Origin of the sequence: Bacteroides caecimuris, assembly GCF_001688725.2 — a bacterium.
GTDB lineage: Bacteria > Bacteroidota > Bacteroidia > Bacteroidales > Bacteroidaceae > Bacteroides > Bacteroides caecimuris.
Genome location: NZ_CP015401.2, coordinates 2,875,662 through 2,902,653, shown reverse-complemented (window position 1 = coordinate 2,902,653; position 26,992 = coordinate 2,875,662). Strand labels below are relative to the sequence as shown.

26 protein-coding genes and 3 pseudogenes are annotated in these 26,992 nt (G+C 43.3%); 14 read left to right on the top strand and 15 right to left on the bottom strand.

The window, feature by feature from the left end:
* Window positions 1-79: 79 nt before the first annotated feature.
* On the top strand, window positions 80-622 hold the full coding sequence (locus A4V03_RS12725) for a beta-class carbonic anhydrase (protein WP_065540417.1): 543 nt from the start codon (window positions 80-82) through the stop codon (window positions 620-622).
* On the opposite strand, the gene A4V03_RS12720 is transcribed toward A4V03_RS12725, so the two are convergent.
* Complete coding sequence (locus A4V03_RS12720; RefSeq protein ID WP_065539150.1) at window positions 605-862, bottom strand: hypothetical protein; 258 nt, start codon at window positions 860-862, stop codon at window positions 605-607. The genes A4V03_RS12725 and A4V03_RS12720 overlap by 18 nt on opposite strands.
* Before the next feature lie 180 nt (window positions 863-1,042).
* Here A4V03_RS12720 and A4V03_RS12715 point away from each other — a divergent pair, with 180 nt between their 5' ends.
* The 5 genes from A4V03_RS12715 (at window position 1,043) to A4V03_RS12695 (ending at window position 3,874) form a co-directional block, all read left to right on the top strand.
* Entirely contained in the window at window positions 1,043-1,579 is a 537-nt protein-coding gene (locus A4V03_RS12715; RefSeq protein WP_065540416.1) for a nitroreductase family protein, read from the top strand.
* A gap of 2 nt (window positions 1,580-1,581) precedes the next feature.
* Window positions 1,582-1,917 carry a hypothetical protein gene (locus tag A4V03_RS12710; RefSeq protein WP_065539149.1) on the top strand — a complete coding sequence of 112 codons (336 nt, stop codon included), beginning with the start codon at window positions 1,582-1,584 and terminating at the stop codon, window positions 1,915-1,917.
* Window positions 1,918-1,924: 7 nt separating this feature from the next.
* Window positions 1,925-2,719 (top strand): Rossmann-like and DUF2520 domain-containing protein, encoded by a 795-nt coding sequence (locus tag A4V03_RS12705; RefSeq protein ID WP_065540415.1) that lies wholly within the window; start codon window positions 1,925-1,927, stop codon window positions 2,717-2,719.
* Window positions 2,700-3,221: a KdsC family phosphatase gene (locus tag A4V03_RS12700; RefSeq protein ID WP_004314223.1), complete on the top strand. Its 522-nt coding sequence runs from the start codon at window positions 2,700-2,702 to the stop codon at window positions 3,219-3,221. The genes A4V03_RS12705 and A4V03_RS12700 overlap by 20 nt, the downstream gene beginning before the upstream one ends.
* A 71-nt stretch (window positions 3,222-3,292) precedes the next feature.
* On the top strand, window positions 3,293-3,874 hold the full coding sequence (locus tag A4V03_RS12695) for a Maf-like protein (protein ID WP_065539148.1): 582 nt from the start codon (window positions 3,293-3,295) through the stop codon (window positions 3,872-3,874).
* Window positions 3,875-4,017: 143 nt separating this feature from the next.
* Here the strand turns inward: A4V03_RS12695 and A4V03_RS12690 are convergent, their stop codons facing one another.
* The 3 genes and pseudogenes from A4V03_RS12690 to A4V03_RS12680 form a co-directional block, all read right to left on the bottom strand.
* Complete coding sequence (locus A4V03_RS12690) at window positions 4,018-6,225, bottom strand: tetratricopeptide repeat protein (RefSeq protein WP_084081150.1); 2,208 nt, start codon at window positions 6,223-6,225, stop codon at window positions 4,018-4,020.
* Window positions 6,226-6,232: 7 nt separating this feature from the next.
* Window positions 6,233-7,417 (bottom strand): DUF418 domain-containing protein, encoded by a 1,185-nt coding sequence (locus A4V03_RS12685; protein ID WP_065539147.1) that lies wholly within the window; start codon window positions 7,415-7,417, stop codon window positions 6,233-6,235.
* A gap of 89 nt (window positions 7,418-7,506) precedes the next feature.
* Window positions 7,507-7,684, bottom strand: a pseudogene (locus tag A4V03_RS12680) (ABC transporter substrate-binding protein); the annotation flags it as partial.
* 146 nt (window positions 7,685-7,830) lie between these two features.
* Here A4V03_RS12680 and A4V03_RS12675 point away from each other — a divergent pair.
* The gene (locus tag A4V03_RS12675) at window positions 7,831-9,390 is read left to right on the top strand and encodes an IS1634 family transposase (protein WP_065538612.1); all 1,560 of its coding nucleotides are present in this window, start codon (window positions 7,831-7,833) and stop codon (window positions 9,388-9,390) included.
* Window positions 9,391-9,420: 30 nt separating this feature from the next.
* On the opposite strand, the pseudogene A4V03_RS20820 reads toward A4V03_RS12675, so the two are convergent.
* The 6 genes and pseudogenes from A4V03_RS20820 to pheS all read right to left on the bottom strand — a co-directional run.
* A pseudogene (locus A4V03_RS20820) lies at window positions 9,421-9,555 on the bottom strand (DUF418 domain-containing protein); the annotation flags it as partial.
* Window positions 9,556-9,644: 89 nt separating this feature from the next.
* Window positions 9,645-9,822: pseudogene (locus tag A4V03_RS12670) on the bottom strand (ABC transporter substrate-binding protein); the annotation flags it as partial.
* A 109-nt stretch (window positions 9,823-9,931) separates the two neighbouring features.
* Complete coding sequence (locus tag A4V03_RS12665; protein ID WP_065539145.1) at window positions 9,932-11,191, bottom strand: phosphoglycerate kinase; 1,260 nt, start codon at window positions 11,189-11,191, stop codon at window positions 9,932-9,934.
* 93 nt (window positions 11,192-11,284) lie between these two features.
* A complete protein-coding gene (gene nth / locus A4V03_RS12660) occupies window positions 11,285-11,962 on the bottom strand; it encodes an endonuclease III (RefSeq protein ID WP_065539144.1) in 678 nt (225 codons plus the stop codon).
* A complete protein-coding gene (locus A4V03_RS12655; RefSeq protein ID WP_065539143.1) occupies window positions 11,959-13,158 on the bottom strand; it encodes an MFS transporter in 1,200 nt (399 codons plus the stop codon). The genes nth and A4V03_RS12655 overlap by 4 nt, the downstream gene beginning before the upstream one ends.
* A 141-nt stretch (window positions 13,159-13,299) precedes the next feature.
* Window positions 13,300-14,319 carry a phenylalanine--tRNA ligase subunit alpha gene (gene pheS / locus A4V03_RS12650; RefSeq protein WP_065539142.1) on the bottom strand — a complete coding sequence of 340 codons (1,020 nt, stop codon included), beginning with the start codon at window positions 14,317-14,319 and terminating at the stop codon, window positions 13,300-13,302.
* 1,092 nt (window positions 14,320-15,411) lie between these two features.
* On the opposite strand from pheS, the gene A4V03_RS12640 reads away from it, so the two are divergent.
* The 3 genes from A4V03_RS12640 to A4V03_RS12630 are packed head-to-tail and all read left to right on the top strand — an operon-like array spanning window position 15,412 to window position 18,671.
* Window positions 15,412-16,641 carry a site-specific integrase gene (locus A4V03_RS12640; protein ID WP_065538213.1) on the top strand — a complete coding sequence of 410 codons (1,230 nt, stop codon included), beginning with the start codon at window positions 15,412-15,414 and terminating at the stop codon, window positions 16,639-16,641.
* Window positions 16,634-17,641, top strand: coding sequence for a tyrosine-type recombinase/integrase (locus A4V03_RS12635; protein ID WP_065538214.1), 1,008 nt, complete (start codon window positions 16,634-16,636; stop codon window positions 17,639-17,641). Before A4V03_RS12640 ends, A4V03_RS12635 begins: the two co-directional genes overlap by 8 nt.
* 4 nt (window positions 17,642-17,645) lie before the next feature.
* Window positions 17,646-18,671 (top strand): site-specific integrase, encoded by a 1,026-nt coding sequence (locus A4V03_RS12630; RefSeq protein ID WP_065538215.1) that lies wholly within the window; start codon window positions 17,646-17,648, stop codon window positions 18,669-18,671.
* A gap of 212 nt (window positions 18,672-18,883) precedes the next feature.
* Here A4V03_RS12630 and A4V03_RS12625 read toward each other — a convergent pair whose 3' ends face one another.
* The 3 genes from A4V03_RS12625 to A4V03_RS12615 are packed head-to-tail and all read right to left on the bottom strand — an operon-like array spanning window position 18,884 to window position 21,179.
* On the bottom strand, window positions 18,884-20,464 hold the full coding sequence (locus tag A4V03_RS12625) for a DUF4099 domain-containing protein (RefSeq protein WP_065539141.1): 1,581 nt from the start codon (window positions 20,462-20,464) through the stop codon (window positions 18,884-18,886).
* A gap of 19 nt (window positions 20,465-20,483) precedes the next feature.
* Complete coding sequence (locus tag A4V03_RS12620) at window positions 20,484-20,834, bottom strand: helix-turn-helix domain-containing protein (protein ID WP_065539140.1); 351 nt, start codon at window positions 20,832-20,834, stop codon at window positions 20,484-20,486.
* 3 nt (window positions 20,835-20,837) lie between these two features.
* Window positions 20,838-21,179, bottom strand: coding sequence for a helix-turn-helix domain-containing protein (locus A4V03_RS12615; protein WP_458249831.1), 342 nt, complete (start codon window positions 21,177-21,179; stop codon window positions 20,838-20,840).
* A gap of 223 nt (window positions 21,180-21,402) precedes the next feature.
* On the opposite strand from A4V03_RS12615, the gene A4V03_RS12610 reads away from it, so the two are divergent.
* Genes A4V03_RS12610 through A4V03_RS12600 form a run of 3 tightly spaced genes read left to right on the top strand, consistent with a single transcriptional unit; the run spans window position 21,403 to window position 23,106 of the window.
* Entirely contained in the window at window positions 21,403-21,696 is a 294-nt protein-coding gene (locus A4V03_RS12610) for a helix-turn-helix domain-containing protein (RefSeq protein ID WP_032535412.1), read from the top strand.
* Window positions 21,697-21,729: 33 nt separating this feature from the next.
* The gene (locus tag A4V03_RS12605; protein ID WP_065540413.1) at window positions 21,730-22,035 is read left to right on the top strand and encodes a helix-turn-helix domain-containing protein; all 306 of its coding nucleotides are present in this window, start codon (window positions 21,730-21,732) and stop codon (window positions 22,033-22,035) included.
* Window positions 22,036-22,092: 57 nt separating this feature from the next.
* Window positions 22,093-23,106 carry a DUF2971 domain-containing protein gene (locus A4V03_RS12600; RefSeq protein WP_065539138.1) on the top strand — a complete coding sequence of 338 codons (1,014 nt, stop codon included), beginning with the start codon at window positions 22,093-22,095 and terminating at the stop codon, window positions 23,104-23,106.
* 107 nt (window positions 23,107-23,213) lie between these two features.
* Here A4V03_RS12600 and A4V03_RS12595 read toward each other — a convergent pair whose 3' ends face one another.
* Both A4V03_RS12595 and A4V03_RS12590 read right to left on the bottom strand, forming a co-directional pair.
* Window positions 23,214-23,576: a RhuM protein gene (locus A4V03_RS12595; RefSeq protein WP_065539137.1), complete on the bottom strand. Its 363-nt coding sequence runs from the start codon at window positions 23,574-23,576 to the stop codon at window positions 23,214-23,216.
* 13 nt (window positions 23,577-23,589) lie between these two features.
* Window positions 23,590-24,825: a site-specific integrase gene (locus A4V03_RS12590; protein ID WP_065539136.1), complete on the bottom strand. Its 1,236-nt coding sequence runs from the start codon at window positions 24,823-24,825 to the stop codon at window positions 23,590-23,592.
* A 360-nt stretch (window positions 24,826-25,185) separates the two neighbouring features.
* On the opposite strand from A4V03_RS12590, the gene A4V03_RS12585 reads away from it, so the two are divergent.
* A complete protein-coding gene (locus A4V03_RS12585; RefSeq protein ID WP_065539135.1) occupies window positions 25,186-26,202 on the top strand; it encodes an energy transducer TonB in 1,017 nt (338 codons plus the stop codon).
* Window positions 26,203-26,992: the final 790 nt, after the last annotated feature.

The following is a 26,992-nucleotide window of genomic DNA, read 5'->3' as shown; positions in this document are numbered from 1 at the left end:
TCGTGATGATATATTCCTTTTTTATATATTTTCCGTATCTTTGTCTAATCAAACAGGACTCTATAATTTAAACGGAACTATGGTAGAAGAAATTTTAGCTTACAATAAGCAATTTGTTGAGAACAAGGGATACGAATCGTATATCACCAATAAATATCCCGATAAGAAAATAGCTATTCTTTCCTGTATGGATACCCGACTGACTGCTTTGCTTCCAGCAGCATTAGGAATTAAGAATGGCGATGTGAAAATGATAAAAAATGCAGGTGGCGTTATTTCCCATCCTTTCGGTAGCGTGATACGTAGTTTGCTCGTTGCTATTTTTGAGTTGGGGGTAGAGGAAATAATGGTGATTGCTCATTCTGACTGTGGAGCTTGCCACATGCACAGTGAAGAAATGATTGAAAAAATGAAAGCACGCGGAATTGATCCGGATTATATTGACATGATGCGTTTCTGCGGAGTTGACTTTAATTCGTGGCTGGATGGTTTCGAAGATACAGAAAAGTCGGTGAGAGGAACGGTTGATTTTATTGTACACCATCCTTTGATTCCTTCAGATGTGACAGTCTACGGGTTTATTATTGATTCTACGACCGGGGAATTAACTCGGATTGTATAGATAATTAGATAGGTAAATAGATAAACTTCTTTTTAATTTCCTAGATATAGTGACGCTATCCTGAAGAAAAAAATAAGGCAGCTTTTTATCGGCTGCCTTTATCTTTCTACGGTTATATACTTTCTTTGACTGGTGCACTCGTTTGTGACAAATAGGGTGCCCGTACATCTCAATTTCTGCCTCACGGCTGGCTTTACGATTCGCTTTAATGTAATCGTCTTGTGTAATTCGCTTTTTCATAATGAAATTATTTCTCTGTGCAAAGATAAAAAATATTCTTCATTTAGTGGAGTATTTGGCACTCTTTTCATGTCATAGATTCCCTTCTGACAAAAGAAATGAAAAAGATATTTTTATTTCCTATTACGCTCGGTTTGCATTATCTTTGCATACATTAATCAAATGAAACCGGAAAATAATATGGAAAATTTCAGTGAATTAATAAAGAACCGTCGTAGTATGCGGAAGTTCACCGGTGAAGAGTTGACACAAGATCAGGTAGTTACGTTGTTGAAAGCAGCTTTGATGTCTCCTTCTTCCAAACGTAGTAATAGTTGGCAGTTTGTTGTGATTGATGATAAAGAGGTATTGAAAGAATTGTCTCATTGCAAGGAACAAGCTTCTTCATTCATTGCCGACGCAGCTTTGGCAATTGTGGTAATGGCCGATCCGTTGGCGAGTGATGTTTGGATTGAAGATGCTTCCATCGCTTCCATCATGATACAGTTGCAGGCTGAAGATTTAGGCTTGGGAAGCTGCTGGGTGCAGGTTCGCGAACGTTTCACTGCTACCGGAATGCCTTCCGATGAGTTTGTCCATGGAATCCTGGGTATTCCTCTGCAACTTCAAATTCTTTCCGTTATTGCTATCGGACATAAAGGGATGGAACGTAAACCTTTCAACGAAGAACATCTTCAATGGGAGAAAATTCACATAAATAAATTCGGAGGAAAATAAATATGGGAGCTGCTAAAGCGAGTAACAGCAAAGATACTTATTTGGCTACTGCTGTTACCTTTATTGTTATCGGAGCACTTTATCTGATTGATAAATTGATTCATTTCTCTACTATTGGGTTACCCTGGGTAATGAATAAGGACAATATGTTATTATATGCTTCGATCTGTTTTCTTATTTTTAAACGCGACAAATCAATAGGTGTGGTGTTGCTTGGGCTTTGGCTGGTGATGAATATCAGTCTGGTAATATCATTGCTGGGTTCGTTATCCGGCTATCTGTTGCCATTGACTTTGCTCATTGTCGGCATCATTTTATTCTGGTTTGCAAGACGGTAAAGAAATAATGAAGAGAAGTATAGAAGATACACCGATTGTGTTTATCGGTGCAGGCAACCTGGCCACTAATCTGGCGAAAGCTCTCTATCGTAAAGGTTTCCGTATTGTGCAGGTATATAGCCGGACCATAGAATCTGCCCGTACTTTAGCCGAGAAAGTGGAAGCTGAATATACAACAGATTTACAAGAAGTCTCCAAAGATGCCAAATTGTATATCGTATCTTTGAAGGATGCCGCTTTAGTAGATTTGTTGCCGCAGATAACAGAAGGGAAACAGAATTCTTTGTTGGTACATACGGCGGGAAGTATTCCGATGAGTATTTGGGAAGGGCATGCAGAACGATATGGAGTATTCTACCCGATGCAGACATTCAGCAAACAACGTGAGGTAAGTTTTCAGGAAATTCCTTTCTTTGTTGAAGCAAAACGGCCGGAAGATGTAGAGTTCTTGAAAGCTGTTGCCGCCACTCTTTCGGAGAAAGTTTACGAAGCTTCTTCCGAGCAACGTAAAAGCCTACATTTGGCAGCTGTTTTTATCTGCAACTTCACAAATCACATGTATGCATTAGCTGCTGATTTGCTTGAAAAATATAATTTGCCTTTCGATGCCATGCTGCCGTTGATAGATGAAACGGCACGTAAAGTACACGAACTGGCACCACGTGATGCACAGACCGGGCCCGCTGTCCGTTACGATGAGAATGTGATTAGCAATCATCTTGCCATGTTGGTAGATTCTCCGGCATTGCAGGAAATATATAAATTAATGAGCAAAAGTATCCATGAGCACCATCAATTATGATTTATCTCGTATCAAGGCTTTAGCTTTTGACGTAGACGGAGTATTGAGTTCGACAACCATACCTTTGCATCCTTCCGGAGAGCCGATGCGTACCGTGAATATCAAAGACGGGTATGCCATCCAGTTGGCTGTGAAGAAAGGACTTCACATAGCCATCATCACCGGTGGCCGTACAGAAGCAGTGCGTATCCGTTTTGAGGGACTGGGCGTGAAGGATCTGTATATGGGATCCGCCGTCAAGATACACGACTATCGTGATTTTCGTGATAAATACGGACTGACCGATGATGAAATTCTCTATATGGGCGATGATGTTCCGGATATTGAAGTGATGCGTGAATGTGGACTTCCGTGTTGTCCGAAAGATGCCGTGCCGGAAGTGAAATCCGTAGCAAAATATATCTCTTATGCAGACGGTGGACGTGGTTGCGGACGTGATGTAGTGGAGCAAGTACTGAAAGCTCATGGTCTGTGGATGGCAGAAGATGCTTTCGGCTGGTGAAATCAACTGGTGACATCAATAAATAGTATTTTCAATCGTAGATAGTAAATCGTCAAATTGTAAATAAAATCATGCTTGATAATTTAAAGAAATATCAGATTATACTCGCCTCCAATTCTCCCCGTCGGAAAGAATTGATGTCAGGGCTGGGAGTGGACTATGTAGTCAGAACATTGCCGGATGTAGACGAGTCATATCCAGATACGTTGGTTGGTGCTGAGATACCCGAATATATTGCTCGTGAAAAAGCAGATGCCTATCGTACCATGATGGAGCCGGGAGAATTATTGATTACAGCAGATACTATTGTCTGGATGGATGGAAAAGTACTTGGAAAACCGGAGGGTAGGGAAGGAGCCATTGAAATGCTCCGCGCTCTTTCGGGAAAGTCTCATCAGGTTTTTACAGGCGTTTGCCTGACTACTACTGAATGGCAAAAAAGCTTTACTGCTTCTTCCGAAGTAGTGTTTGATGTTCTGTCAGAAGATGAAATCCTGTATTATGTCGACCGCTATCAGCCGATGGATAAGGCAGGAGCCTATGGGGTTCAGGAATGGATCGGGTATATCGGTGTAAAATCAATTTCAGGGAGCTTTTATAATATTATGGGACTTCCCATACAGAAGTTGTATGGAGAGTTGAAAAAGTTATAGTAAGGATCCTGAATCTATCTGAATATTTCTACGTAACCCAATAATATGAGAAGGCTGCCTCAAAATAGAAAATGAGACAGCCTTTTTCTGTATTCTTAAGCAGGGACATTTACTGAATATCCCGAATTGAAAGATGTAGAAGACTATAACAAATCCAGCATCAGAGGAATGTCCTCTTCTCGAATCCCTTGTATGATAAGAGAATCCTTATCTTTATAGAACATTTCCAGGAATCTTTCCCGATTTCCACTAGCTGTAATGGCTTTTCCGTAGAAAACGGCAGCTTTCTGAATATCTCCCATTACCCAAGCCACATGTCCTGCGTTCATATAATCAATAGCTAGCGGCTTTTGTTCAATAATCTTTTCATAATATTTCATCGCCTGTTCATACTTTTCGTTGATGAACGAGCACCAACCGATGCCGCGCCATGCTTTTATGCAATTGTTCTCGATGAAATCCAATTTGAAGAAATAATTCAGAGCTTCCTCATACTGTTTCAATTCAACCAGGCAACTACCGATATAGAAAGTCGCATTAGCATCTTTGGGAGCAGCTTCTTCTACCTTTTTATAATAAGTGAGTGCAGCTTGGTAGTTTTTGTTTAGCCGGTAACAAATAGCCAGGTGGCGATTATTCCAGATATTATCCGGCTTCAGTGTGTCTGCTTTCAGGTAAGCCTGAATAGCTTCTGCATATTTTTTTCTTTTCTGCAATGCATAGCCAAATTTCTGATAACATTCCGCACTCTCTCCTAGGAATCCTCCGATATACTCCAGGTCATCATAAATTTCGGTAGCCTCGTCCCAACGTTCTTTTGACAGATAAAAATCGGCAATGGGGAACAATACATCTTTCCAACACAATGTATTGTCAAGTGCAGAAACGTGATGAAGATCGAGTTTTTCTTTAAAAATATCTCTGAATTCATTCTTGCGCACACTAAGTTTGAAGAAACGGTACAAATCGTGCAGGTACTGGTTACTGACCGTTCCCGGACGTTCATTGAATTTTTTCATTGTTTCAACATTCGATTTCTCTGCCAATTCTGCCACCTGTTGTTCGTTCAGCTGACTCAACATCATATCTTGTTGCGCTTGTGGCAATTGATGAATCGTGAAAAAGAGCGAGTACTTATCGCTGTTGCTGAAAAAGCCGGATTGAAGAATTAAATCCAGTAAACTATTGCCTTGATTCCCCGCTTGCTTCATTGCTTTGAGCACATTGGACTGTTGTTTGCTGAACGGATAAAACCAGTTATGTACTTCGCGGAAGAACGGATAATTCTTCAATGCGGCAAAAGTGCTCATATACACATCTGCTCCCTCTAGTTGCAATTCGTTCATTTCACGCAATTTATCCCCCAGACCGGACTTCTCGAACGCATCTTCCCAGTCCGGGTTCATATCATTGTTTTCTTCATCGTTTTCTTCAAAACCGAACCGCATATTTTTCATGGAGGAAACATTCTTCAGCATTTCAGGGATAATCTCTTCCCTCATCTTTTTATCAATCTTTTCTGTTTCCTGGCATAATAGCATTTGGCGGTAAATACGTGCGACGTTTTCTTTGAATGAAGGTATTTCCGCCATAAGATCTACCCTTTTGATGAGTTCCGGATAAAAAGAAAGACGGCTTCTGTAGAGGTGGAAGATAATCATTGTACCTACCAATGCCCGCTGGCTGACGTTGACGTTAGGATGTTCGTAAGCATTAAGCAACCACATTATTTTTCGTAAGTCGAAACATTCCATCAAGCTCAATGTGAGGGCGCTGACAAATAAACATAAGTCGTCCCCCGGAAGTAATTCCGAGGCAAGCATAGCTTTTGCGTCTTCCTCGTCTTCGGGAGTCCATGCACTGTTTGCCCATGTTCTTATAAACATAAACTTGAGCGTGTCTTCATGTCGCTTTAATACTTCATCCATCTTTTCGTCAGACAGTAATCCGCTGACTGCCAAGTCGTCATTAAATGACTCCAGCATGTGTAGTATGGTTTTAAGGCTATAGTCCGACAACTCTGCCGGTACGGGAGTACGGCGTACCTCATGATAGTATCTTGATGAAGCATTATCCAACATGAGCAGACGTGATTGGTCGGCAATTCCCCAGGTGTCTGCTACCATTTTCTGATACAGGTTCCACCGGTCAGGGTCGTTTGCTCCCTGTTTCATGTATTCCAGCATATATTTGTAAGAGGTCTGCAATTGTTCCAGGCGGGCGCGCAAATCCCAGTCAGGACATTGCCACAGCAAAGATTCCAATTGCATCAAGGCCTCTTTGAGTCTTTTCTTTTCGAGTAAAGTACGTATATATGCGTATTGTTCGTTAATCGTTTTTTCGTTCATCATTATTTAATTATTTATTTTTTCCAATCCAGGTCAAACGTTTCCAGAGACCCTCAAAAGGACCGTGTTTATGGTGTCGGAGCCACCATGAACAAAATGCCATTTGTAATAGAACAAAAAGGATGCCAAAAAGGAAACTGTAAGTTATTCCTAAATACCGTCCGAGTTCGAATCCCCAATGATAGAACAAAAGAGAACCGAAAATAGATTGTCCGAGATAGTTTGTTAAACTCATTTTACCATAAGATGTGAAACGCATAAAGAAACTGCGGTCTTTCACGCGGTAGAAAGTCAGCAGTAATCCTGTAACCAGCAACACCATGAAGCTAAGGTTGCTGAGTGAGCTTAAAATCAATTGCAGGGGAACAAGGACAGCACTTCGTTCGATGAATTCCGGCAGCATATTGTTCAATCCGTAGATGGGGAAAAAGCAGAGAAGCGAAACGGCCAATGTTTTTAACCATAGGCGTTCGTTCTGTTCGCTGTACAGGAAATATTTGCGGCGACCGACAAGCATTCCGAATAAGAATAACCCCGGTGTCTGCAAGATACGTCCATGTTCTAGTGCCCAGGTCATATTGGCCAGTTGTCCTTCCCACATATTCATGCGGACTGTTTCGAGGAAAGTTCCGTTCTTTTGTACGTCGAAAGCAATGCTGAAATAATAACTTGCCAAACTTTTTCCAGCCACATAGTCAGGATTACACAAAGCATAAATTAATTTCCCCCAATCGATAGGTTGTAAAATTAGTAAAGTAGCGAAGATGACAACTGTGCGGTCACTCATCCGGCAGAATATCGGAAGGATAATTCCTAAAATCGCATACATGGTCAATATTTCACCGGTAAAGAAGGCGGCATTGAACTGTCCTATCAGGAAGAGAATGAATAATCTCCATAAAAAGCGCAAGCGGAAATCTTTCCCTCTCCGTTGTTGGTTGTTGTCTTGGATATAGAAACTGAAACCGAAGAGCAGGGCAAATACAGCGTATGCTTTGTTGCTGAATGTGAAGAATAACCCTCTCCAGATAGCCTGGTCGGTAAACTTCATCCATTCAAAAGGTACTTCTTCCGGGAAAGAGTAGAAATTAAAATGTTCGATACTGTGTAAGAGAATAATTCCCATTACTGCCAACCCTCTTAATACGTCGGCCACGTCTATTCGGGCGTTGGTTTCCGCGATTTTGTGTTTCATGGTTTTTTTAGTTACTGTTATTTATAAAGTTGATATTCTATAATTATTTGATTCTGCTGTTTTCAATACTGCTACTTCCGCCAGATAACAAACCGACTGCGAGTAAATTCAATGCTCAATTCCATTGTATTCACCAATGAACGATGCTGGCTGTTCAGGGCGATGGATACGGCAGGGTCAGGTAGGAAAAAGACGTCAATCTGATTGTACTGCAACATTTGCAGTCGGAGAGGAAGCTGACCGGATTTCCGGCATATTCATTTCATTCCTCGTTTTTATAAATGAGAAGGATTTCGTTTTTCCTGACTTTATCACTTTTTTAAAATTTTCTCATGAACCTGCCCTATAGATATCTGTAGCAGTGTTTTTAAGTCTAATTTGGGTGACGCACGGGAATTTTGTATCTTCGTGCTATGTTTGTGCGTAGGAAAAAGAATCGATCCGGTTCGACCAGTGTTGTCGTCGCCGATAAGAGTTCCAGTAGATTTACGGAACTCCATGTCATAGGTGTGGGTACAACCGAGGATGAAATTAGTCAACTTGTAAATGAAGGAAAGAATTGGATAGCCCATTACGGTGGACAGCAAACCATAAGCTTCCCTGATGATGAGTGTGAAAAACTAAGACGGGAAGAGAATTCAATGACTGAGTACATAGTATCCAATATAATAAGTACTTCTCTGAATTCACCTCAGAGAATCATCAATAAAGTTTACGATAAAATCGGATTCAATATCATACAGGATGAAGAACTACGTCATCTTGTAGTATCCAGAATATGCTCTCCTATGAGCAAGAAGGCCACAGTGGATTATCTGAGACGGCATTTCAAGGAAGAGGTCAGTTTACAGAAGATTTATCGTTATCTCGATAAACTATATAATACCCAGCAGGAACTCGTGCAGGAGATAAGTGTTAAGCATACAAAAGGATTGTTTGGCGGGAATTTAGGGATACTTTTCTACGATGTCACAACCCTTTATTTTGAGACAACGAATAAGGACGAGTTACGGGAATCCGGTTTTTCCAAAGATGGTAAAAATGCAAATTCACAAGTAGTTTTAGGACTTCTTGTCAGTCGTGGAGGATATCCCTTGTCTTATTCTCTGTTTAACGGTTCACAATATGAGGGATATACAATGCTTCCCATCGTAGATGATTTTGTTCAAAGATTCAATCTCGGCAATGATTTTGTAGTAATTGCAGACTCCGGGCTTATGAGCGCAAAGAATGTAAAGCTACTCCGTGATGGTGGATATAAGTATATAATAGGTGCCAGGATAAAGAAGGAATCCGGCCGGATAATGGAGAAAATAATTGCAACAGAGCGTCGGTGTGGGGTGTTCAATGATATCAAATATCCGGATGGAGACAGGCTTATTGTTGGATACTCTGATGAAAGGGCAAAGAAGAACGCATTCGATAGAGAACAAGGTGTGGAAAGGCTAAGAAAACGTTTTTCTAAGGGAACACTGACGAAGGCGGACATCAACAAACGAGGCTACAACAAGTTCCTTTCAGTCAGTTCTGGAATTACAGTCAGTATAGATGAGGAAAAGATAAAGGAAGATGCAATATGGGATGGATTAAAAGGGTATAAGACAAATACGGATCTAAGTCCAGAGAAAGTCTATGAAGCCTATCAGAATCTATGGAATGTGGAACGGTCGTTTCGTATTACCAAAGGTACGCTGGATGTAAGACCGATGTTCCATTTCACGCCAAGAAGAATTGAGGCTCATGTTTGTATATGTTTCGTTGCTTTGAAAGTATACAAGGAACTTGAAAGGCTATTAAAATTGTCTGGGTGTCCATACTCTGTAGATGAAACACTCAAGATAGCCGAGACTATAGTTACTATTGAGATTGCACGTCCGGAGAATAAAGACACTATAACAAAAACTCTCTGCCTCACAGAGGAGGAGAGAGCTATAGCGTACCTCATTGATACTGATGATTGGTTAGAGTTATGATTTGGGTGACGCAATGATAAAGTCAGGAAAAGGTACTTCTTCCGGGAAAGAGTAGAAATTAAAATGTTCGATACTGTGTAAGAGAATAATTCCCATTACTGCCAACCCTCTTAATACGTCGGCCACGTCTATTCGGGCGTTGGTTTCCGCGATTTTGTGTTTCATGGTTTTTTTAGTTACTGTTATTTATAAAGTTGATATTCTATAATTATTTGATTCTGCTGTTTTCAATACTGCTACTTCCGCCAGATAACAAACCGACTGCGAGTAAATTCAATGCTCAATTCCATTGTATTCACCAATGAACGATGCTGGCTGTTCAGGGCGATGGATACGGCAGGGTCAGGTAGGAAAAAGACGTCAATCTGATTGTACTGCAACATTTGCAGTCGGAGAGGAAGCTGACCGGATTTCCGGCATATTCATTTCATTCCTCGTTTTTATAAATGAGAAGGATTTCGTTTTTAGAAATAAGGGCAACTCTTTTCACAAAGAACTGCCCTTTTATTATTCCTATTTAGAAATTAATTATCTAGTTCTATTATTCTTGAATAGCAGCGATACCCGGAAGAATTTTTCCTTCGATTGCTTCGAGCAATGCGCCACCACCTGTTGAAACGTATGATACACCGTTAGCCAAACCGAACTTGTTAACACAAGCTACAGAGTCGCCACCACCCACAAGTGAGAATGCGCCGTTCTTAGTTGCTTCAACGATTGCTTCACCTACTGTACGTGAGCCGTGAGTGAAGTTGTCAAATTCGAATACACCTGTAGGACCGTTCCAAAGAATAGTTTTAGATTCTTTGATAACGTTAGCGAAGATTTCTTCCGTCTTAGGACCGATATCAAGGCCTTCCCATCCGTCAGGAATTTCGTTAACAGCACAGAATTTAGTATTTGCGTCGTTAGAGAATGCATCGGCAATCTTAGCGTCAACAGCCAATACCAGGTTTACACCTTTTTCTTTTGCTTTCTTCATCAAATCCAAAGCCAGGTCAAGTTTATCGTCTTCACAGATAGAGATACCGATGTTACCCCCCATAGCTTTAGTAAATGTATAAGTCATACCACCAGCGATGATCAGGTTGTCTACCTTGTTCAACAGGTTTTCGATGATTTCGATTTTAGAAGAAACTTTAGAACCACCCATGATAGCAGTGAACGGACGTTTGATGTCGTTCAATACTTTATCAACGGCTTTCACTTCTTTTTCCATCAGGTAACCGAACATCTTGTTGTTTACATCAAAATATTTAGCGATCAAGGCTGTAGAAGCGTGTGCACGGTGAGCAGTACCGAATGCATCGTTTACGTAGCAGTCAGCGTAAGAAGCCAATTTCTTGGTAAATTCTTTCTGGCTTTCTTTCACAGCTTTCTTGGCAGCAGCTTTTTCTTCGTCAGTTGCATCTTCAGCCAAACCTCTTGGTTTGCCTTCTTCTTCAGCGTAGAAGCGAAGGTTTTCGAGCAACAGCACTTCTCCCGGTTGCAGAGCAGCAGCTTTTACAGCAGCTTCTTCGCCCATGCAGTCGTTAGCGAACTGAACTTCAACGCCCAGCAAATCAGACAGGTGCTTGATGATATGTTTCAAAGAGAATTTATCGGCAACGCCTTTCGGACGGCCCAGGTGAGAGCCAATGATGATGCTTCCGCCGTCTGCCAGGATCTTCTTCAAAGTAGGAAGAGCTGCACGCATACGAGTGTCATCTGTGATGTTGAAGTTTTCGTCCAGGGGTACATTGAAGTCCACGCGAACAAATGCCTTTTTACCGGCAAAATTGAATTTGTCAATTGTCTGCATAATACTCTATTTTTATTTAAAAGTGTTTTTAAAATTCTTCTTTTAGAACGACCGCAAAGTTACTATTTATTTCGGTTCCTTGCTATTAAATCGTTATTTATTCTTGGCTTTTGGTTCCTCTTTCGTAACTTTATAGGTGTTACAGAAATATTTGCACGTCATTTGCAAACCACAGGTGTCACATTTGGGAGTGCGTGCCTGACAAACATAACGACCGTGCAGAATGAGCCAATGGTGGGCAATCGGTATGAGTTTTTCCGGAATATTCTTCACCAATTCTTTTTCCACACTGAACGGAGTGGTGCAACTGCCCGGCACCAGTCCGATGCGGTGGCTGACACGGAATACGTGTGTATCTACTGCCATTGCAGCTTTATTGAACACAACCGACTGGATGACATTGGCGGTTTTTCTTCCTACACCGGGCAACTTTATCAAATCATCCAGATTGTCGGGCACCTGACTATTGAAGTCATTCACCAGCATCTTTGCCATACCGACCAGATGTTTGGCTTTGTTGTTCGGATAGGACACACTTCGTATATATTCGAAAATAACTTCCGGCGTAGTGGCTGCCAGTGTTTCCGGAGTCGGAAAGTCTTTATACAAAGGGGGAGTGATCATATTCACCCGTTTGTCCGTACATTGTGCAGAAAGAATAACAGCGATCAGCAACTCATACGGATTGTTGTAATGCAGTTCGGTTTCGGCTACAGGCACATTCTTCTGAAACCAGGCGATTACTTTCTCATAACGTTCTTTCTTTCTCATCGTAACTTGTTTTTATGGTAATGAGGCGTCACTTTAAGTTTGAAATAGAGGGCGGAAACTACCGTCAGGCAGGCTCCGAAAAGATAGGCCTTGTCAAATGTACTTATTTCTGCAATATATCCGCCCGTCAGCATACCGATGCCGATTCCTACATCCCAAGAGGTAAGATAAGTGGAAGTGGCTGTTCCCCGCTGGTTATTGGGGGCAAGGTTGACAAACAACGTATTAAATGCCGGAAACATGATTCCAAATCCGACGCCCATCAACAATGCGATACCAAAAAACAGAATGTTGCAAACAGTATCATTCCATTGAATCAGATATACACAGGCTGAAAGCAGGAAGAAACTGCAAACAACCAGGTATAATCCGGCTATTATTACTTGTGTTATTTTTCCACGATCCACCAGCTTCCCCGAAAAAATGCGGGAGATTGCCATCCCTACAGCCATAAAGGTAAAGAAGAATCCGGTTTGCGTGTTCAGTCCGATTTGGCGGGCATACATGGCGACATAGTTGGTTGTCATTCCGTAAGGGATGGAAAGTAACAACAGACTAAATCCGGCTGGCAATCCTTTCATCAAGATAAAGCGGTCGAGTGAAATCGGTTCCCGTTTCACTGGAGGTTTATAGGGCGTTTTCACCAGACTGGCGCATAGAAAACCTAAAATGCAGGAACCGAATGCATAACAGAAGATCGTAGCAAAAGTGACTCCTGCATCGTGCAGAAACAGTCCGAACATCGGTCCGATGGACATAGCCGTATTGTTAGTAAGCCCGTAATAGCCTAAACCTTCCCCACGGCGGGAAGATGGCATAATGTCTATCACTACCGTGTTTCCTCCTACTGTAACCATTCCGAAAGAGACGCCATGAATGATTCGGAATATAATAAATAAGGTAAGGGAGCCGGCTATCAGGTATCCGCCGAACATCATCATAAAGATGAAGTAAGCAAACAGATAGAGAGGTTTGCGGGCAAACGTGTCGAGCAGGTAACCGGAAAACGGACGGATGCAAAGAGCGGCTACCGTATAGCAGGAAAGTACAATGCCAATAGTAGAATTTCCAGTTTGGAAGAATTCTGATAAATAGAACGGCAAAACAGGAATCAACAACCAAAAGCCGAAGTAGAGCAGGAAGTTGGCTGCCAAGATGAAACAATAACTGGGAGTAATGAGTCTATCCTTTGCCATGGGAATTATTTACGATTAGACGATTTACTATTTACGATTGGGAGTGCCCATTCGGATAGTGAAAATATAGAGTGATTGAAAATTTACGATTTACGAGAGACGCTACCATCAATCGTAAATCGTAAATTGTCCAATCGTAAATTAATATGCCGCTTCGAATTCTTTCAGGAAGCGAGTATCATTTTCAGAGAACATACGGAGGTCTTTCACCTGATATTTCAGGTTTGTGATACGCTCGATACCCATACCGAGAGCATAACCGCTGTATACTTTGCTGTCTATACCGTTAGATTCAAGTACGTTCGGGTCTACCATACCGCAACCGAGGATTTCTACCCAGCCGGTGTGTTTACAGAACGGACAACCCTTACCGCCGCAGATATTACAGCTGATGTCCATTTCCGCACTAGGTTCAGTGAACGGAAAGTAAGACGGACGCAGACGAATCTTTGTATCAGCGCCGAACATTTCTTTAGCGAAAAGTAACAATACTTGTTTCAAGTCGGTGAACGATACGTTTTTGTCTACATACAACGCTTCTACCTGATGGAAGAAACAGTGTGCGCGATAGCTGATTGCTTCGTTACGATACACACGTCCCGGGCAAATGATGCGGATGGGAGGTTGTGAAGTTTCCATCACACGGGTCTGTACGGAAGAAGTATGCGTACGCAATACAACGTCCGGGTGAGCTTCAATAAAGAAAGTGTCCTGCATATCGCGTGCCGGATGATCTTCGGCAAAGTTCAGTGCCGAGAATACATGCCAGTCATCTTCAATTTCCGGACCCTCGGCGATGCTGAATCCCAGGCGGGCAAAGATATCGATGATTTCGTTCTTTACAATGGTGAGCGGGTGGCGTGTACCAAGTTCCACGGGATAAGCCGAACGCGTCAAATCCAATCCGTCACAATCATTGTCCTGACTTTCAAACAATTCTTTCAGCGCGTTGATTTTGTCTTGCGCTTTTGTTTTCAGTTCATTCAGTCTCATGCCGACTTCTTTTTTCTGATCGGCAGCTACATTACGGAAATCTGCCATTAAGTCGTTAATGGCTCCCTTCTTACTTAGGTATTTGATGCGGAGAACTTCGAGTTCTTCGGCATTGGAGGCGTGTAAGGCTTCCACCTCTTTCAGAAGTTGTTCAATCTTAGCTATCATATTTTCGATGTATTGTTATTCAGTTTCTTAGTAAAAACCGTGCAAAGATATAATTTTATCACGAACCATCGAAATAATTTGTATCTTTGTTATTCGAAGTTACGAAAAGAGTGTATTTTATTGGAAATGAGCGTATGTTAATCGCTCATGATAGTAATAGGTTACGATTTAGTTAGTTATCTGCTGCATTATTCTTCTGCGCATTGCGTAACCTTCAAAGAACTCTTCGTATGCAAAAGTAACAATAAAACGGGAGATTTTGAAATGAATCTCCCTGATTTTTTCTTTATCATATACGTTTTTCCGTAAAAGCGATTTTATCCGTCGGCACACCATTGTCCAAAAGAATTTTGAACGAACGTGTGCCGACTACCGCATAAACTGAGAAAAGGGCTTTGTCTCACACCTAAACAACTGTTTAGACTAATGAGGCAAGGCCCATTTCTTTTGTGCTTATGCCAAAGAGGTGCTTTTACGGTTTTTCAGATGATTTTTCTTTTTCGCTGTTCCTTTGAGCCGAAAGCGGAAAGCCGTGTATGACCGCTTGTCCATAAATGTAACAAGCCGTCACCCACAGCAGGCAAACCGGGAAGAAAAATTTTATCTGACCACCCCGACACGTCTGGCCGGACAGATAAAACCCTACTTCCTTACAGGTGGTTTGCCCGGTTTCACGTTACCGGCTATGTTCTTTTTTTGTTGGGGGCTTCCAGTTTTCTCGGATTTCTCTTTTGAAGTTTTCTGTCTAATCTGCCTCTACTTCCGTTTACCTCCATTTTAGCGCCTTTCAGTGAGCCGCATCAGGCAGTCATTTCCGTTCTGGGCGCAAAGGTAACTCCGGGATTTGACGGGAAAGCAAGGTCAAGCCTCCTGTTTTCGGGAAAAATCTCCAGCCCTGTGGGTAGTATTTTTCCCGAAAAGTTATCATAACTTGTGATAACTTTTCTTATCACAAGTAAATTGTTATCCAAAGCTATAGGCTAATACATCAAATAACTGACAGATAATCAATCAAACTCGTGATAATAATGTTCTGATAATAATATGCTATATTGTGGAGAGAGTAATGTTGCTCCCTCCAAATATAGTATTATGGACAATAAAAATCATTTTGAATCCAAAGTTTCGGATTTTTTAGAAGCGTTGCGTAAAGCCGGATATTCAGAATCGACTATCCGACAGTATAAAAAGACCTGTCGTCTTTTTATCGTTTACATGGATATAAACTACATACAAGACTGTAATGTAGAATCCATCAATTTGTTTTTAAAGACTATGCCACAAGAAAAAACGCGGTTGATACATGGAACCAATTATCGATTGCTGCTATTCGTTAATTATCTTACGGATAGAACTATCCAAAAACCAGTTGTGAGATACGTTATACGCAAATTCTCAGGAGAAATAGGAGGCATTATGACAAAATACCTTCATCTCTTGGAAGAACAAAGACTATCTCCTAAAACGATAGATGGCTACGAACATGTATTTAGCTATTTTCTCAGGCATTTGTCTTTGAGGAATGTATTCCGTATCTCAGATATAGGTGAGGATGATGTGCTAACTTTTATATCTTCCAGCCAAAACAGTAAACAAAGAGTATTGGCAACGATGCGTGTATTTTGTCGTTACCTGTACGAACAAAAGCTTATCAATAAGAATATTGATTATGTGATAGGAAGAAACCGTTATGTTGTAAAAGAAAAACTACCGTCAACATACACTTGTGAAGAAGTCTTGCAAATAGAATCTTCGGTAAATCAATCCACTCCTGTAGGAAAACGAGATTACGCCATGCTCCTATTAGCGACACGGTTAGGACTACGTTCCTCCGATATTGCTGGATTACAATTCAGTAATTTAGATTGGGATAGAAACATTATCCGCCTGATACAGTACAAGACTAAGCGTGAAATAGAATTGCCGCTATTAAAGGATGTGGGGGAAGCTATTATAAATTATGTAAAATATGGCAGACCAAGTTCTTCTTCCAAACAGATATTCCTATCCTCTTTAGCCCCATATAATCCTGTGAATGGGGCGGTAGTTTCTTTGTCGGTCAGAAAGATTATCTGCCATTCAAGAATAGATACAAGGGATAGAAAAAAAGGCCCTCACGCAATGAGACATACTTTAGCCAGCCAGCTATTGCGTAATGGCGTATCACTGCCCGTCATTTCTGAAACATTGGGACACAAAACTACGCAAACGACAATGGGCTATCTTCGGATAGACATTGATGGTTTGATGAAATGTGTCCTTGAAGTTCCGGATGTCCCATCCGATTTCTACACACAGAAAGGAGGTTTGTTCTATGTCTGAACAATTCATATATCAAAGCGTGTTCGCTCCTTATTTTAAGGATTTTCTTGCGATGAAAGAGAGTCAAGTTTCCGACATTGGACGGATAAAGTGGATGCTCTTGGAGTTTGACAAGTTCTTCGTTAATAGCAACATCAGGGATGTGTTCATAACTAAAAGCATGATTGATGCATGGAAGTGCACCCGCATACATGACAAAAAGAAAACCCTCTATGACAAGGTGTCCATGTTCCGGCAGTTTTGCCTATACTTATGCCACATAGGAAAAGAATGCTATATACCCAAGTTACCAAAGAAGGAATATTCGGATTTTACTCCTTATGTGTTTACTCGTGGACAGATACAGGATATATTTGAAACCTGTGACAAGCAAAGGATGTATAGTCATAATATATATTGTAATCTTTTTGCATTACCTACTTTATATAGAATCTTATATGCTACAGGGATTAGAATCGGAGAAGCCATATCCATTAGGAATCGGGATGTTGATTTGAGAAGGAATTGCATCATTGTTCGGAAGACAAAGAACAAGATGGAAAGGCTTATTCCTTTAAGTGGCTCCCTGTCCAAGGTTCTACAACAGTATTTGGAATATCGCAATAAGATGCCCTTGCCAGATGTTGATGCCCCGGACAAGTTCCTGTTAATATCTCCATCAGGACGACCGTTATCTTCTTGCACTGTCTTGGGCGGTTTTAAGAAAGTGTTGGAAAAATGCAATATACCCTGTTCGAGCAACCGTTCCGGAGGAGCCTGCATACATAGTCTCAGACATACTTTTGCCGTCCATTCCCTTGCAAAGATGGTGCAAGAAGGAATGGACATATATTGTGCGCTTCCCCTTTTGTCGGTCTTCTTGGGGCATAAGACGTTGAAAGGGACTGAAACCTACGTGCGCCTGACACAAGACATGTTTCCCGATATTCTATTGAAACAAACTACCATAACACGGTTTGTATATCCTGAAATGAACGTAATAACAGATTCAAACATATAGGCTTATGAGAACAACAGATTCTGCAAAGCATTTAACGTCCTTTTTCACAGAGTACCTTATCGGAGAAAAGGGCGTAAGCCCTAATACCATACGGTCATACAGCGAATCATTTAGCTTGCTGTTAAACTTTCTGGACGAACAGGTAAACATAAAGGCTGATAATCTTAGATTGGAACATATTACCAGAAAAATGGTTTTAAACTTCCTTGATTGGTTACAAGACACGAAAAAATCGAGTAACGCGACAAGAAATCAAAGATTGGCGGCATTACGTTCTTTTTGTACGTATATGCAATATGAGGATGTAAAGCATCTGGAACAATGGCAAGAGATATTATCCATCAAGGTAAAAACACATGAAAAAAGAAGTGTCAATTATCTCAGCATAGATGGTATTAGGCTTTTATTGGCACAAATACCAATCAACACGAAAAAAGGACGGCGGGATTTAGCTTTGATATCCCTACTCTATGATAGTGGAGCCAGAGTACAAGAATTAATAGACTTGACACCCGCATCTTTGAAATTGGAAAAGCCTTGTCATGTCACCTTATTTGGTAAAGGACGCAAAAAAAGAATTGTCCCTTTACAAGACGAACAAGTGAATTTACTACGCAGTTATATGGAAGAAAATCGTTTAGACCTGTCCGGTTTTAATCAAAGACCTCTTTTCTTTAACAGTTGTGGCAGAAAGCTGACAAACTCTGGCATATCTTATATCTTGAACAATTATATTAATCACGCCCGAATACAAAATCCGGAACTTATACCGGAAAAAATAAGCCCGCATACTTTACGGCACAGTAAAGCTATGCACTTGTTACAAGCTGGTGTAAATTTGGTCTATATTCGTGATATTTTAGGACATGTATCTATACAAACTACTGAAATATATGCTCGGGCTGATTCTAAACAAAAAAGAGAGGCTTTGGAATCAGCTTATGTTAATATGATACCAAACGATATAACAGAACGTTCATGGGAAAAAGACCAAGAACTTAAGATATGGCTAAGGAATCTATCTAAATGAAGATGATTATTATCCAAAGCTGTAATATAAAGTAATGTATTTAATTAGCTGATATACAGACTAACAAAAAATAAGAGCTTTGGATAATAATTTACTTATGATAAGAAAAGTTATCATAACTTGTGATAACTTCTCTGCAATGATTGTCTTCATATTTTTCTGTCGTTTTGAATTTTACAAATGTTACTTCGGATTTAGTGGCGGACACCGGATTACATCTTCATGCCCTTATTGTTTTTCTTTTGCGGCTTCTCCTGCTGCTGTTGCTGTGCGGTGTCCTTCGGGGCGGTCTGTCCCTTCCGCAACGGCTCCTTCAGGTTCTTGGTAGCCTCGTTGGTCTTGCCCTCGCTGTTCACTGCCACCTGCGTGCGGCTCTCGTTGGACGGGGCGACCTTCTGAGCGTTGTCGGGGTTGGTGTCGTAGCGGTACGGGCGTCCCTTCTCCGGATTGAACCTGATGTACATCGTGGCGTGGAAGCCCTGCTTGTCGGTCACATTCTCCAATTTCACGGCTTTGCCAGCCACGTAGTCGGCTTTCTGCTGCTCGGTGAAGTCCACGCCGCTCCATTTGCTGATGGGGCGGATGCTGCCGTCGGCGTTCGTCCACGTGTTGCGGCGTTGCTCCTTCCGGGTGGCTGTGGCGTTTTCTGCGCCCTGTGCCTGACCATGCGCTTGCTTCTCCTGTGTCTGTGCGGTACGGGGCGATCTGCCGGTTCCCGGCACGAACTCCACGCCGCGCTGCTCCACGTTCACTTGCAGGGTGGTGACGAACTTCCTGCCGTCCTTGCGCTCGATGAGCTTGTCGCGCACGGGCAGCCCGGCACGCAGCATGTCCTGCTCCTGCTTGGTGATTTCCGTCTTGCCGATGCGTTCCGGTATGCGCACCTTGTTTGCCGGGACATCCGTGATTTCGTTCGTCTTGCGGTCGATGCTGACGAACGAGGGGATGATCTCGCCCGTTTCCCTGTCCACGAGGTCCACGACCCTGCCGAGGTTGCCCGTTTCGCGTAGGTTCTTCCGGTCGTCGTCGGAGAACTTGTGTTCCTTGTACTCGTTGAGCTTCTGCTCCTTGCGGATGAAGTGCGGCACAAGGCTGACGTTGCCCTCGCCGTCCTTCTTGAAGGAGAGGCGGGCGTCCAGCTCGAAAGCCTCTCCGCCGAAATTGGGCGACACCCTCACCAAGTCGGACTTGCCGTAGTTGAGCATCCTGTTAAGGTCGCCCGACTTTTCAAGGTCGTCGCGCTTTACGCCCCATTTCTCCTCCAACTCCTGCCAGTTGATCTTGCTCTCGTCGATAGGCTGGTAGCCCCGGTTGCCCTGCGTCTGCTGCGGGCTTTCCTGATTCTGTTCGTTTTTCTGTTCCATTTCTTCCTGTTTTTTAGGTTCGTCATCTTGTTTCTGTTCCGGTTGTTCCTGCTTTTCGGCGGACTGCTCCTCCTGTATTTTCTTTTCGTAGCCGGAGGTGTCCACCTTGTGGGGAGCAAGCATCTCCTTGTTGCCGTCGGGGTCTTTCAGCAAGTCCTTGATAATCTCCAATAGCTTGTCGGCTTGGTCCGCCGCGACACGGTAGAAACCGAAGCGGCTGGGTTCCTTGCACTGCCGGAAGAAGTTCTTGAAAAAGTTGTCCAGCACGTTGCCGTGCCGGTCGAATTGCAGGAAACTCTGCGCGTTCTCCGCTTTCGCGGGGATGCGCTTGGGGGAGCCGTCGGCGTTCAGCCCGGCTACCACGCTGATTTCGCCCGTCTTCTCGTCACGGACAACCAGCACGTCCTTTTCGTCTTTTTTCTTTGCCATCTGAAAAATGTTTTAATGGTTATTTTTGAAAGAAATTATGGATACGAGCCTTGTAGAAGGCTGTGTCTTCCTTGCGGAAGTCCTTTACATGTTCGGAGAGGAACGTCAGCACGTCCGCCTCGCTGTAATAGGTCTTTTTGCCGAGCGTCTTGTAGGGCAGCGCGCCGATGCTGCGGTAGCGTTGCAGGGTGCGCTTGCTGATCTGGAGCAGCATGCACAGGTCTTGGTTGTCGAAAAGCCTGATCCCGTCCATCGGGTTCGGGGCTTTGCCGGACGGCTGCATGGATAGCAGCATCTCGTCCTGACGGTCGAGCCGTTCCATCACCTTCTGCATCCAGTTCTCGAAATTGTTGCGGGTAAGCAGTTCCATGTCCTACGTCCTCCTTCCTTTGGGTTTGCCGCCCGTGCGCAGCGTGTGGTTGCGTTTCATCTGTTCCGGTGTCGCGGCATCTCCCGTGACGGTGCTGTCTTCGAGCAGGCGGTCGATTTCCGACTGCCGGTAGCGGCACTTGCCGCGCAGCACGACATAGGCGATGCGCTGTTCGCTGCGCATGCGCTGGAGGGTGCGGCAACTCACGTTCAGCAGGTGCGCCGCTTCGCGGGTGGTGAGCAGCCTGTCGGGAGCTTCTTCCTTCCTACCGCCGGAAACGGCACGCACGTGTGCCGCTATCTCGGCTATCTGTTCCGTCAATGCGGTGAAGGCGGAACTTTCCATCGTTATCACTTTCATATTCAGTCCTTTCTTTTGGTTTCTGCGGCAAAATTCGGCAATAAACCAAAGGGGCTTTAACAGCTCACTACGTGGCTCACGTAAGATTTTTACGGATAATGGCTCCGTAACCCGGACAGACGGCGCAACAAGCTGCCTTTTAGCGGAAAACGGCTCGTGTTCATGGCGGCTTCGTTACCTTTGCGGCAAACTCAGAAATGTTTTGCTTATGGAAATAGTATCTATCGAGAAAAAGACCTTCGAGATGATGGTGGCGTCCTTCAACGCCCTCGCGGAGAAGGTAGCCGCCCTGAGGCGCAGGAGCGACGGCGGGCGGATGGAAAGGTGGCTCACGGGCGAGGAGGTCTGCGGGCAGTTGAGGATCAGCCCGCGCACGTTGCAAACCTTGCGTGACAGGCGGCTTATCGGCTACTCGCAGATTAACCGCAGGTTCTATTACAAGCCGGAGGAGGTCAAAAGGCTCATTCCGCTTGTCGGCACGCTCTATCCCGGCGGAAAATGATTTGATTTTTATATTCCCACTGAATCCGAAATGATGATGAACGAGAACAATGAAGTGTTTACAATGGAGAACGAGCCGCTTGCCACCCTTGTGCAGAACATGCGCAAAGGCTCGAAATGGCTCTCCGCCTTTCTGGAAAGTTACCGTCCGCCGTTGGACGGGGAGCGTTACCTGACGGACAGGGAGGTGGCGGAACTGCTCCGTGTCAGCCGCCGCACCTTGCAGGAGTACCGCAACAACAGGGTGCTGCCCTTTATCCTTTTGGGTGGAAAGGTGCTTTACCCCGAATCAGGGTTGCGTGAGCTATTAGAGGTGAACTACCGCAAGCCGCTGGAATAATGTTCTGGCATTCCGGAATAAAATGCGTACCTTTGTAGTTAAAAATGAAATACCATTATGCTTCGGAGTGAATTTGCAAAATTGTTAGAATCCACAATAATTCCTGAAGGAATTGAGCAAGAGGACATAAAATCCCGAATCTATCCTATAAGTGCTGCATTGATGTCAATGTTACCACAAAAACTGTATAGATATAGGAGTTGTTCAACATTAAACCTTGATGCTTTTGACAAGGATCTGGTTTATGCTGTTACTGCTGATAAGTTTAATGACCCCTATGACACTCTTGTTTATTATAGTTTGGATAATATTCAAGAGCAAATGAGAGCTTGTTGTACAGAAGAATTTCTTGAACAATTCAAACAGATACTTGAAACTAAAGATTTCGATTTTCCTCCAAGTGTAATCCAATTTTTCGGAAGAAACAATTTGGCAGGTTTAAAAAAACAGGTAATATCGTGTAACGGCATAAATCCATTGACATTAGCTCTTTTTAGTGTTGCAATGGAAAACATATTGAAAGAAATCCTATTAAAAATGGGGGATACATTAAAGGTCGTATCTACAATAGCATGTTTAAGTGAAAGCATAGATTCTGTTATAATGTGGAGTCACTATGCCCAAAATCATGAAGGGTTTGCATTGGAATATGATTTAAGGTTCTTATTAGAACAAAGAGAAATGAATTGTTGTATCTTGCCTGTTATATATGATAATAACCGTTTTGATGCAAATAGCTTTATTCAATGGTATATAGCAAAGAGCTTGGGGCTGGATGTTAAAAATATAGATTCACTATCGCATTTGAAAATGGCTATTCACAAATCCACACAGTGGGAATATGAAAATGAATGGCGTATTATTCATTCAGAGAAACAACCTGCCGCACATTCTCGTGCAACAAGCCTGAAAATTGTTCCTAAAGCAATCTATTATGGAGAGAGAATTTCAAACATCCACAAGAAAATTTTGCATTATATAGCACAAGAAAAAGGAATTGCGGAATATGATATGTACATTGATTGTGGCTCGTTAAAGTATGAGATGTTATATAAGCCATCTCAATTTTGATACCTCATATTCTTTAGCACATAATTTGTATATTCCAAATTGACTATCTTAAAGTTAAAACGGACAGCTTGATGGTTGTCCGTTTTTAATTGATTTTCATCGTCTTTTCAGCAGTAACCGCCTTTTCCGCTATGTACGAATACCATGTAGGCGGTATGCTTGTCTTTTGCAAGTGCCTTGTCCATCAGCCAGCGGCGGAAAAGATGGGCATGGTATGTGCTCAGCCGGAAGGTGACAGGGATGATTATCTCAAGCGAGTAAACATCCGCATGCAGCCCGTTTTCAAGCCGCATGTAGCGGCACACCTCGTAATCGTTCAACACGTCCGGCTTGCGGACAGCTCTGATGGCTGCGTTCACTGCCGGGACGCCACTGTGGAACAGCCCGGCGATTTCTGTGGCTGTCATCCATATCTCGTTACCGGTTACGCTGACCGTATTGTCTTCTATGATGATTATATCTCGTTTCATGGCTTTTCTGTTTTTAGATGGTGCACCCTGCAAATTCCTCGATGCCGTTCAACCTTGCCGCAAGGTTCTCCATGTCTTGGTTGAGCTTCTCTTTGGTGATTTTCGCGTATATCTGCGTCGTCTTTATGCTTTTGTGTCCCAGCATGGAACTTACTGTTTCGATGGGTACGCCGTTGGAGAGGAACACCGTCGTGGCTGCCGTGTGGCGGCTCTGATGCCACGTGATATGCTTGGTGATGCCGCAACGCTTGGCGACGGAACGGATTCCGGCAAGGCACGTGTTGTAGTGGGGAACGGGGAAAATCCTGCCGTTCCCGCACAGCCCCCGGTATTTGTCGATGATGCGCTTTGCGATGTCGAGCAGGCGGATATTGGACACCACGCCCGTCTTCTGGCGGTTAATGTTTATCCACTCGTGTTCGTCGAAGTAGGTATGGATGTTCTCTTCCGTAAGGTTGCGCATGTCGGCGAACGACAAGCCGGTGAAGGCGCAGAACAGGTAGAGGTCGCGGTAAAGCTCCTGCTTGGCGTTTTTCAGCCTGCCCTCCATCAGCAGCCGGATTTCCTCTTTCGTCAGGAAACTGCGTGTCGTTTCCTCCTTCTTGATTTCGTACTCCCGGAACGGGTCGCGTGTGAGCCACTCGTTGTTGATGGCGATGAACACCATCGTCCGCAAGGGGCAGACATACAGCCACACGGTGTTGGTGCAGCAGTGCTTGTCCGTGCGCAGGAACATCTCGAAGTCGGAGATGAAGGCGGGCGTAAGCTCTTTCAGCGCGATGTCCTTCACGCGGTAGCGGATGGTGAGGAACTCTTGCAGGTGCTTGTAAACGGTCTTGTACTTCAGGAGCGTGCCTTTGGCTTTCATGCCAGCCTCCACCTGTTTCTCGTAGTCCTCGTTGTGCTGGCGGAACACCTGCATCAGCGTATGGTAGCGGTGTTCCAGTCCGAGAAAGGCGTTCTTGACCTTCTCCGCCGTGACGAAGTTGTCACGCTCCATGATTTCCTGATAATGTTTGTTAATGCGCACACGCATCTTGTCAAGCATGCGGTTCGTTTCGAGTGCCGCCGAGCTTCTGCCCGTGACACGTCCCCCTTTGGTATCCCACAGTTTGGGATCGACGGTCAGCTTGCAACTGAACTGTGTCTGGCTGCCGTCCACCGTGATGCGTCCCATGACGGGTACTGTCCCGTCCTTTTTCACTACCTGACGTTTGAGGTAGTAGATTACTGAAAATGTACTCTTCATCGTCCTTACTTTTTTTAGGTTCAAAATTAGTTGGTGAAGAGTCCGGTGTCGGTACGCAAAACGGGGAGGAACGGCGCAATCTTTTTCCGTAACCGGATTTGTTGCGTGAGTTGTCAATAACTCACTAATCCTTAACGCCTTGTTTCGCTGTCCGTGTCCGTTTGTCGCCCTTTCGGGCGTGGTTACGGACAAGTAACGTAGCGGTGTCTTGATTTGGCTTCAGCAGTGATTGCGATGGCTTCACGAATAATCGGAAGTACAACAGAAACCCCTGTAACTCAATTCTATCACTATATCTTTCCGCATTTCACTTTTTTGTAGTAACTTTGTTGCCGATATGTACCGAAAATCCGGCAACTTATGAAAATGATTGTTTTTTGTCTTCTGCTTTTAACTTGTTCTTTTCGCCTGGCGGCCCAGATTGACTATTTGGAGCCGATGAAACCTTTTTCTTCTTATACAGGCGAGTTGGGCGAATATTACCGTAGTGTGTTTTCTTTACTTAATACTGGCTTTCAGAAACAGCCATACGCGCGTTTCGCAGCTATCCCTTCCTTTTCGCCGGAGTATGCAATGTCGGTAGAAAGGAAAAACGGACGTTATATGCTGATTTCGAATACACTATCCCGTACCTATTGGCAGGCGGAGAAGGGGACGGTGACGGTGGATACTAAATCGGTTGTCATCAGTGCTTCCTTGTATCAGTCTTTAGGGACTATCTTTCGTTTGGTGACAGAGCAGGTGCAGGATCTGGATGGTTCTACGGCCGGTTTGGACGGAATTGTCTATTACTTTTCTTCTACGGATGCAAAAGGCAAAGAACGGATGGGACGAAAATGGTCGCCGGAAAAAGGAACGTTGATGGAACGTCTTGTATTGATTTGTCAGTCGGCATATATGTTATCCCGGGAAGAGAATATTTCGGAACAGGCACTGGCGGAAGAGGCTGCCTCTTTATTGAAAGCATTGCAGCAGCGTAGCAAGGAAGAACCGGATGCTTATAAACAACCGATGTATGTTGGAATTTATCCGGTAGGTCCCCGCGCAAAGACGCTTTCCGGAAAGCCGGTGGAAGAACCTGCTCATTTCTCTGCGATGAGTCCGGAAGAATATATTGCTAATGAAATGGTTTATCCGGCAGGACTTTTAGAGAAGAATGTTTCGGGTTATGCTTTGTGTGAGTTTACCATTGATAAGGAAGGGGTGATCCTTCGCCCTCATATTCTACGTTCCACTCATCCGGAATTTGCTGAGGAGGCTCTCCGCATTGTCAAAGGGATGCCGAAATGGTCCCCTGCATTGGCGGGAGGAAAGCCGGCGGATAGTAATTATACTCTTTATATTCCTTTCCGTCCGCAACTCTATCGGAATAAATAAGCAAACTTTGCATCTAAGGTCCGATTGGTAAAAAAGAGATATTGCATTTACAACTTGAATTCAGCGATTTACTATATATCCACTGTGCTACCCGCATTGATAAATTGAATTCAGCTTTTGCAATTCTCTCCTAAGAGTTTTTTTCATTTTTGCCCTCATGCCCTCATACTTCTCTCTCAATCCCTTTATTCATGGTGTTTTCCGCTATTAGAGCAAGTGTGGTAGTAGGGTGAGGGCAGACGTTTGCCCTCACTATCCGAATTTGTTCTTTTTGATTCAATTCGTTGATTGATAATGATATATGTGCTTTTTGTACATCTGCAAGTACTCCTCTTTTTTTTGGGGGGGGCTTCTTCAAATTTGGTGAATATATTAACTAACGTCAGTTCGATATAGGCTTGTACTATTCCTATTCTCCTTCTTCGGGAAGGAGGAGTCCCCGTGGGACGAAGTTATATCGAACTTACGTTAACTACAGGCAGATAAGCTATTCTATTTATTACCCTTGTGCTTACGGGACGGGATCTGCCTTGTGACTGATAGTTTCAAGCTTTGAAACTATTTGTTTTGCGGCTTGAAACTACAGTTTCTACGGCTTGAAACTTTTGTTTCTTACTGATGAAACTATAGTTTCATGCTGATGGAACTGTAGTTTCTTGCTGATGAAACAACCTTTACTCTATAGCCAGATGATATTAGAGTGCTTTTGATAATATAATAACATGATTGATTTCTTCAAAAATCATTAAAACAGAAAACTTTTCTTCGTTTGTATTGTCATATAGCCATA